Origin of the sequence: Pseudodesulfovibrio senegalensis (assembly GCF_008830225.1) — a bacterium.
Classification (GTDB): Bacteria; Desulfobacterota; Desulfovibrionia; order Desulfovibrionales; family Desulfovibrionaceae; genus Pseudodesulfovibrio; species Pseudodesulfovibrio senegalensis.
This window is the reverse complement of sequence record NZ_WAIE01000005.1, coordinates 196684-204275: the sequence shown is the minus strand read 5'-3', so window position 1 is coordinate 204275 and position 7592 is coordinate 196684. Positions and strand designations below refer to the sequence as shown.

Sequence of the window (7592 nt, the reverse complement as noted above, 5' to 3'; positions counted from 1 at the left end):
GTAGGTCGTTGCCAAGGCTTTATTTCAAAAGGCCCTGTCCAATACGGACAGGGCCTTTTTTGCGTTTGGTGCAATGGGCAAGCAGGGGGGCGGGGCTTTACCAGAATCCATCTTGTTATTCCATGCAGAGTACCGGCCCGATACGCTCCATGGCCCAGTCAATATCCTCTCGGCCAATGACCAGCGGTGGTGCAAAACGAATGACATGTTCATGCGTTTCCTTGCAGAGAAGGCCTTTGTGCATCAGGGCCTCGCAAAAACGCCGAGCTCCGCCTGCAGACGGCTTCAGTTCCACACCGATCATCAGCCCTTTGCCACGGACTTCCGCTATATGAGGACTGTGCACGGCGTTGAGTTTCTGCATGAAGTAATTGCCCATAGTCGCGGCATTTTCCACCAGATTCTCTTCCGTGAGGACTTTGAGGGCTTCACGGGCTACGGCGCAGGCCAGCGGGTTGCCGCCGAAGGTACTTCCATGTTCCCCGGGCATGAATACACCCAACACTTCCGCATTGGAAAGTACCGCGGAAATCGGATAGAAACCGCCGGAAAGGGCTTTTCCCACCAACGTAACATCGGCTTCGATTCCATCGTGTTCCTCGGCAAAGAGTTTTCCAGTCCGGCCGAGTCCTGTTTGTATTTCATCGAGGATCAAGATTACGTTGTGTTGGGTGCACAATTCCCGACAACGTTGCAAGTAGCCGTCCGGCGGGATAATGACACCGCCTTCTCCTTGGATGGGCTCTACAAGGAATCCGACCGTATTCGGTGTGATTGCGGCCTCGAGCGCATCGGCATCACCGAACGGTATGGATTTGAATCCCGGAGTAAAAGGACCGAATCCTTCCTTGTATTGTTCTTCGGTACTGAAGCCCACGATGGTTATGGTCCGGCCATGGAAGTTGTTGTTGCATACGATGATCTCCGCAGAATCCAGGGCAACCTTTTTGTTGGTGTAGCCCCATTTGCGAACAGCTTTGATGACGGTTTCCACGGCCTCGGCGCCACTGTTCATGGGCAGGACCATGTGAGAGCGCGTCAGTGAACATATTTCTTCATAGAAGGGGCCCAGCTGATTGTTGCGAAACGCTCGTGAAGTGAGGGTGAGGCGGGAAGCCTGCTCCGTAAGGGCCTTTTGAATGCGGGGATGGCAGTGCCCCTGGTTGATGGCTGAGTATGCGGAGAGACAATCCATGTACTTGTTTCCCTCAACGTCCCATACCCATATGCCGTTTCCTTTCGAAATAACCACGTCTAACGGATGGTAGTTTCTGGCCCCGTACTTGTCTTCGGTCTTGATGAAGTGCCGTGTGTCCATGGAATGTCCTTGTGTGATTGAGGTTAAATTCCTACCACTTTGCTGCACTGTTAACAGTTTCACCAAGTATCCTCCACCCCAAAAAAAAGAAAGGTGAAGACGTTTGCCCTCACCTTTCTTTTTGAAAAGTCGTTTTTTGCTATTTCTTGTTGGTTTTTCTTTTGGTCCACAGTTTCATTTCTTTCATTTTTTTGCGGCGTTCGCGTTGCAGGGATTTGCACACCAATGGGAAGTTTTTCTTGTAGCCGAATTTTTCGCGATATTCTGCTGGGGTAAGGTCGTGACTGGCAAGATGTTTTTTTGTCAGGATTTTAAATGATTTTCCGCAGACACAACATATGATGGATTTTTCCCTGATGGCTTTTTGTGGTTCGCAGGCCATTTTTTCTTCGGCTTCAAGAGAATCGCCTTCAGCGATTGCCTGTATGCCTGCGGAAAGCTTTTGTACCATGGAAGTGATCTCTTCTTCCGTCATGGTGCGCACGCTTGCCTGTGCCTTTACAATTTCAAGAGCTTGTTTCAGATACTCTTCCATGTGTACACTCCAGAGTTTATGTATTCATAAAAAATTTTTACGACTGTAATGTTATTCTTTATCATATGTAAAAAAATGCGTCCAGACAATAGCAACGTGAAAGCGGTCTCTGTACATAATTATAACATGCACCGATCCGTTGGCATATACGGCCACAAATGGAATGTGCACGGACATTTTCGATGCTTTATGTTGTATCGTGAGCTTTTCTTCTTTTTTGTCCAGGGCTTGATTCCTTTGCGGCCCTGGAGTAGGTTTTGGCTCAGCTGTTTGGTAATATTGGGAGATTTATGAGAGCGGAGGTTCAATGAATACCGAAAAGACAAATCTTCATCTTGTTGAAGATGTTTCTGAGCAGGAAGATGTTGTCGCAGAGAAAGCTGCCCAGGAGCGTACCGGCCGGGATATGAGTCGAGTCGCAATGATCGTTTCCTTGCTGTCTGTTGTGTTGCTGGCCATTTTCTTTTTTGGGTTGAATCGGAATATCGCCGGGGTTGCCGACGAGGTCAAAGCCTTGCGCACGCTGAAATCTGATGTTCAGGTCTTGGGCAGTCGCGTTGATAGTCTGGAGGAGATTCCAGTGCATATGCAGTATGGAATGGTGAGCGAGATGGAAACGCAATCAGTTTTGCTTTCGCGTCAGGTGACTGACCCTGAACAGATGGAGCGGTTGCAGAAAGTGCGCGCTCTTTTGAACGAATTCAAGAGTGTGCTGGTGAAAAAGTAGTTTCTATCCATTTTTCTGTTAAGGGGTACGGTTGTCCGTGCCCTTTTTTTGTGCTCTTGGTTGTTCATTAGTTGGTCAAAAAAGGCTTGACAAAAAAATATATTAAGATATTTTGTTCAGTAGATGAGCAATAGAGTGGTGTAGGTATGCAACGACAGTCCAAGTATATGAGTTTGCGAGAAGTGGGGAGGAGGTTGGATATACCTCCCTCTACAATAGTGTATTATAAGGATAAATTTCAGAGATTTATTCCGTCGTCAGGAGGTGAGGGGCGGCGCCGACGCTACCCTATGGAGGCTCTTGAAATATTCAGGAGGATACGTGAGATGTTTGGAGAGAATTGGACAGTTGAACAAATTGAAAATGAATTAGCACTTAAATTCAGTGGCTTGGTCAATAATGATCAACGTGATCAACGGTTGACTAATGTTGCTGGGGCTTCATCTTCCGGATTGGAGGCTGTCTTGGCCAAAATATCCGACGCCCTTGATGACCAGGGGTTGTTTCGGAGTGAAATCCGTTCTTTGCGAGATGAGGTTCGAGGGTTGCGTGACGAGTATGCCGATATGAAGCAGAGCATGTCCTCCCGTGTCAGCGAACTCGAATTGCGTCTCAAGGATGCCGTGGCAGCCAACGAGCGGTTGGAGAGAATTGTTCGAGGTGAGCGTTCCGGCGGGATTGCCTTTCCTGACAGCGAGTATCTTGAGCGGCCATTGGTCATTCGTGCAAATGGAGAATATCTCGGGGTTCAGGGGACTGGTTCCAAGCATTTTTCACTCAAGGATTTTGTGACCCTTATAGAGCGAAGCGCTTCCGGTGCGCGAGTGGTTGATACGTCCTGGCAGTATACATCGGGAAACTGGGTGTTGGTTGTCAAATTGGATGACTCGGGCCGGGCAGTACAGCAGGATATCGTTTTGGTGACGGCACAGACAGTCACGCCGAGCGGGAACACTGTTACCGAGATTGTGCGGTTGAATATCGATGGTGTGGATGCCCCTGATTCTTTGCTGCTGAGTCTGTTTCGCCAGGTGCGTACCGTGTTTGGCGGTTGATAACTGATTTTTTTTGTTTAAGTATTCTCTAGAAAAAATCTTGATCTATTGTTCGAGTTGGGCTATGTGAAATTTGTTGTTTGATACCCGGTGGCCCACGCCCGTCCTACGGAGGGAGGATTCAGGATCATGCCTCAGGTCGCTGCGCGCATATCGCAAGACCACGAAAAGTGGTTGAAGGAATTTTTCAAGACCAAGAGTGCCGGTGCGGAATTTATTCTGCCCTGGGCTGTTGATGTTTTTTTCAAATCCATCCGCAATGTGTCTTCCGAATTCTCCGTTGCCGAATTGAAGACATTGCTGGAGTCCCACCGGGATGTAAAACTTTTGCCCAACCAGTCCAAGCAGGCGTATCTGATGTTGCGTGTCGAGGAGGCCTGCGACGAGAAGAACGTTCATATCCAGCACGGGGCGAGCAAGAGCAATCTTGAAGTCAAGCTTCGTCGCCTGAGTGATCTGCAGGCCACGGCCCTGATGATTTGGGCCACGGCATACTGGACAAGCAAGTCCTGGAACGATGTTTCCGTGGATGACTATGTCAAGCTTTCCTGTGCTTGATAGTTCACTCTGATGCCGTTTTCCTTGCCGGTTACGGCTCTTTCCTTTATTGTTTCCCTCTTTTGAGGAATTTGTAATTGCCGTAGTGTTGCGGCTGCACTTCTGTATGATCGGGAAACCTGTTCATGAAACGATTGCCAGGCATTCTTACCATTGCTGGCTCTGATTCCGGCGGCGGTGCCGGGATTCAGGCCGATCTCAAGACCATAACCATGCTCGGTGCGTACGGCGCAAGCGTTGTCACAGCGCTGACAGCGCAGAACACGTGCGCTGTCACCGGGATTCACGCGCCTTCCCCGGAGTTTGTCGCACGCCAGATGGAAACCGTTCTCAAGGATATATCCGTGGACGCGGCCAAGACTGGTATGCTCTTTTCTGCGGAAATAATTGAAGCCGTTTCCGGTTTTCTGCCGGGAAAGGCGTTCCCTCTTGTGGTTGACCCTGTGTGTGTTGCCCAAAGTGGGGGCAAGTTACTCAAGCCCGAGGCTGTTGAAGCCATGGTTCGGCATGTCTTTCCCCATGCGGATTTGCTGACGCCCAATATACCCGAGGCGGAGTTGTTTGCGTCCATGCAAATCGAAAATCAGGAAGATATTGCCAGGGCCGCGGAAAAGTTGCTGGCCATGGGCCCCGGGGCCGTGTTGATCAAGGGCGGGCATATGGAATCGGTCACGGCAACGGACTGGTTTGTTGAAAAGGGCCATAAGCCCATTCCATTGATTCAGCCCCGTGTGGAGACAAAGAACAATCATGGAACCGGGTGTACCCTTTCCGCTGCCATTGCCACAGGGTTGGGGCAGGGGTTGGAAATGGCCAAGGCTATCCGTAATGCGCAGCGGTACCTGAATCTTGCGCTTCGGGCCGGATTTGATGTGGGACAGGGGAGCGGTCCTCCAAACCACCTTGCTCCCATGTTCAAGGAGCGGGCCAAGAAGGACACGTTGGAACGTTTGGACCGGGCAGGGAGGCGGCTTATGTCCATGTCCGGGTTCAGTTCCCTGGTCCCTGAGGTTCGTATGAATCTTGCCCTTGCGGTCCCTTTTGCCGACGATGAAAACGATGTGGCCGCCTTTACCGGCGGAATCGTGAGTACCCGGCGTGGCGACGTTACCATTGCGGGTTACCCGTGTTTTGGCGCCTCTGTTCATGTGGCCAAAGGGCTGGTGGCCGCTCGGAGGGTTGCCCCGGCAGTGAGCGCCATGATTAATTTGCGTCAGGATAAGGATGTGGTTGAGGCTTTGGAGCGTGCCGGTGTCCCTGTGGCCTGGGTGGACGGCGAGAAGTGTCCTCCGTATGTGGCCGTTGCGGATGGAGCCTGGGAGGAGTGGGCCGTGTACGACGCCATGCAGTCGTATGAGGCTCCTGAGGCTGTCCGGGCGGTTTGCGATCGGGGAGGTCCCGGCAGGGAACCCTTGGTACGGCTTTTGGCCGAGGATTGCGCAGACCTTATGGCGCGGCTGTGTGCTCTGATTGATTGCAGTGGCTCTCGAAACGGCTGTTGACCCTTGCAGGACATGGCTTGAGGCCTGAAAAGGTTGACAGTCGTTCAAATGCTTGCTTAATAAGCACGTTCTTTTGCGGGCGTGGTGGAATTGGTAAACACGCCAGATTTAGGATCTGGTGCCTCGCGGCTTGGGGGTTCGAGTCCCTCCGCCCGCACCATTAGGAAAGAGGAAATCAAAGCGCCTTGGCGGGCGTTCCAGGAGGATATGTCAATGGAATATAAAGTAGAAGAAATTTCCCCGGTCAAACGTCAGGTGAACATCACCGTCCCTGCGGAGGAGGCCGAGGCTGCCGTTTCCGCGACCGTGGCCCTGTACAAGATGCGTACGAACATCAAAGGTTTCCGTCCGGGCAAAGCCCCCGCGAGCATCATCGAATCCCAGAATCGCAACCAGATCTACAACGAGGCCACCACGGATCTCGTCAACATGCAGATCAACCAGATTATGGGTGAGCTGGCCATGGCGCCTCTTTCCCGCATTGATGTGGACGCTGATCTCATTGAGCGCGGCAAGGATTTCACCTACTCCATTTCGTTTGAAGTGGCACCGAAGTTCGACCTGCCCGAATACAAGGGCTTGGCCGTGGAGATGGAAAAGGCCGAGGTCAAGGATGAAGAACTGGCCGAAGTCGAGAAGCGCATGTTGGAAAATGCCGCTGAAGTGAAGGTCATTGAGGATGTTCGCTGTCCCGTGGACGGTGAAGTCGTTTCCGTGAGCTTTGCCGCCTACAAGGATGGCCAGGTTGTTGACGGCATCAAGGCTGAGAATTTCGATCTGGTTCTGGGCCAGGAGCAGGCTCTTCCCGAGTTTGAGGATCTGGTCAAGACCATGACCACGGGTGAGGACGGTGAAAAGGAAATCACCTTCCCTGAAGATTTCATCAATACCAGCCTTGCCGGGCAGACCGTGGTCATGAAGGTCAAGCTGCATGCCATCAAGGAGCGCGTGATTCCCGAACTGACCGATGAAGTGGCCAAGAAGGCTGGCGGATTCGAGTCCGTTGAGCAGATGCGCCAGGTCATCAGCGATTCCTATATGAACTCCCGTCAGGAACTGAACAAGTCCAATGCCCAGAAGGTTTTGCTCAAGGACCTGCTGGACAGCGTGGAGTTCCCGCTGCCTCCGTCCATGGTGGAGGATCGCATCGAGCGCCTGACCCGAGATCTGGAGTACAAGCTGGATCGTCAGGGCAAGAGTTTTGCGGCCACGGGCAAGACCGAGGAACAGATTCGTGAAGAATTCCGTTCCGAGGCCGAGGAAACTGTCAAGAGCGAGATCCTGTTGCAGTCTATTGCCATGGAAGAGGGCATGGACGTCGAGCCCCAGGAGATCGATCAGTTCCTGTCTCGCATTGCAATGCAGTCCAAGACGCCTTTGCATGAGCTCAAGAAGTATTATGAAGACAACAACCTGATCATGCCGCTCAAGGATCGCATCCTGGCCGATAAGGCCATGGAGTTGGTCTGGGACAGCGCTGATGTGAAGGAAGTCGCAGCTGCCGGCGAAACCAAGAAAGCCGCCAAGAAGACCGCTGCCAAAAAGGCTCCGGCCAAGAAGGCCGCAGACAAGGACGCCAAGAAGCCTGCCGCCAAGAAGACCGCTGCCAAAAAGGCCCCGGCCAAGAAGGCTGCCCCCAAGAAAGCCGCGGACAAGGACGCCAAAAAGCCTGCGGCCAAGAAAGCCCCGGCCAAAAAAGCTCCGGCAAAAAAAGCCGCTGCAAAAAAGGCTGACGATAAATAGTATCGTTCCTACGTAGATTCAAGGCGGTCTGTCATTTGGCGGACCGCCTTTTGTATTGGGCTTGACTCTGCTGAATTAAGGATTATCCCTTATTCCTCAAGAACTTTCCCTTGTTTTGGCGGGGGAAATGCTCCATACTGGCAATGGGCCGCAA

7 protein-coding genes and 1 tRNA gene are annotated in these 7592 nt (G+C 51.9%); 6 read left to right on the top strand and 2 right to left on the bottom strand.

Translation table 11 applies throughout. The features are described 5' to 3' along the window. Nucleotides 1-115: 115 nt before the first annotated feature. A complete protein-coding gene (rocD, locus tag F8A88_RS12490) occupies nt 116-1318 on the bottom strand; it encodes an ornithine--oxo-acid transaminase (RefSeq protein WP_151151494.1) in 1203 nt (400 codons plus the stop codon). 139 nt (nt 1319-1457) lie between these two features. Continuing rightward, nucleotides 1458-1853, bottom strand: a complete 396-nt coding sequence (locus F8A88_RS12485) for a Ros/MucR family transcriptional regulator (protein WP_151151493.1) — start codon at nt 1851-1853, stop codon at nt 1458-1460. Between the two features lie 307 nt (nt 1854-2160). Between F8A88_RS12485 and F8A88_RS12480 the strand changes: the two genes are divergently transcribed. The 6 genes from F8A88_RS12480 to tig all read left to right on the top strand — a co-directional run bounded on the left by F8A88_RS12480 (nt 2161) and on the right by tig (nt 7438). Further along, nucleotides 2161-2580 carry a hypothetical protein gene (locus F8A88_RS12480; RefSeq protein WP_151151492.1) on the top strand — a complete coding sequence of 140 codons (420 nt, stop codon included), beginning with the start codon at nt 2161-2163 and terminating at the stop codon, nt 2578-2580. 146 nt (nt 2581-2726) lie between these two features. Continuing rightward, nucleotides 2727-3635, top strand: coding sequence for a MerR family transcriptional regulator (locus F8A88_RS12475; RefSeq protein ID WP_151151491.1), 909 nt, complete (start codon nt 2727-2729; stop codon nt 3633-3635). A gap of 129 nt (nt 3636-3764) precedes the next feature. Beyond that, complete coding sequence (locus F8A88_RS12470; RefSeq protein ID WP_151151490.1) at nt 3765-4193, top strand: hypothetical protein; 429 nt, start codon at nt 3765-3767, stop codon at nt 4191-4193. Between the two features lie 125 nt (nt 4194-4318). Continuing rightward, nucleotides 4319-5695, top strand: coding sequence for a bifunctional hydroxymethylpyrimidine kinase/phosphomethylpyrimidine kinase (gene thiD, locus F8A88_RS12465; protein WP_151151489.1), 1377 nt, complete (start codon nt 4319-4321; stop codon nt 5693-5695). Nucleotides 5696-5770: 75 nt separating this feature from the next. Continuing rightward, nucleotides 5771-5855, top strand: a tRNA-Leu gene (locus F8A88_RS12460). 53 nt (nt 5856-5908) lie between these two features. Beyond that, complete coding sequence (gene tig, locus F8A88_RS12455) at nt 5909-7438, top strand: trigger factor (protein ID WP_151151488.1); 1530 nt, start codon at nt 5909-5911, stop codon at nt 7436-7438. Nucleotides 7439-7592: the final 154 nt, after the last annotated feature.

What these genes read in the sequence shown, in the direction of transcription:
- F8A88_RS12475 (WP_151151491.1), top strand. Translation starts at nt 2,727, where the DNA reads ATGCAACGACAGTCCAAGTATATGAGTTTGCGAGAAGTGGGGAGGAGG.
- thiD (WP_151151489.1), top strand. Translation starts at nt 4,319, where the DNA reads ATGAAACGATTGCCAGGCATTCTTACCATTGCTGGCTCTGATTCCGGC.
- tig (WP_151151488.1), top strand. Translation starts at nt 5,909, where the DNA reads ATGGAATATAAAGTAGAAGAAATTTCCCCGGTCAAACGTCAGGTGAAC.
- F8A88_RS12485 (WP_151151493.1), bottom strand. Translation starts at nt 1,853, where the DNA reads ATGGAAGAGTATCTGAAACAAGCTCTTGAAATTGTAAAGGCACAGGCA.
- F8A88_RS12480 (WP_151151492.1), top strand. Translation starts at nt 2,161, where the DNA reads ATGAATACCGAAAAGACAAATCTTCATCTTGTTGAAGATGTTTCTGAG.
- F8A88_RS12470 (WP_151151490.1), top strand. Translation starts at nt 3,765, where the DNA reads ATGCCTCAGGTCGCTGCGCGCATATCGCAAGACCACGAAAAGTGGTTG.
- rocD (WP_151151494.1), bottom strand. Translation starts at nt 1,318, where the DNA reads ATGGACACACGGCACTTCATCAAGACCGAAGACAAGTACGGGGCCAGA.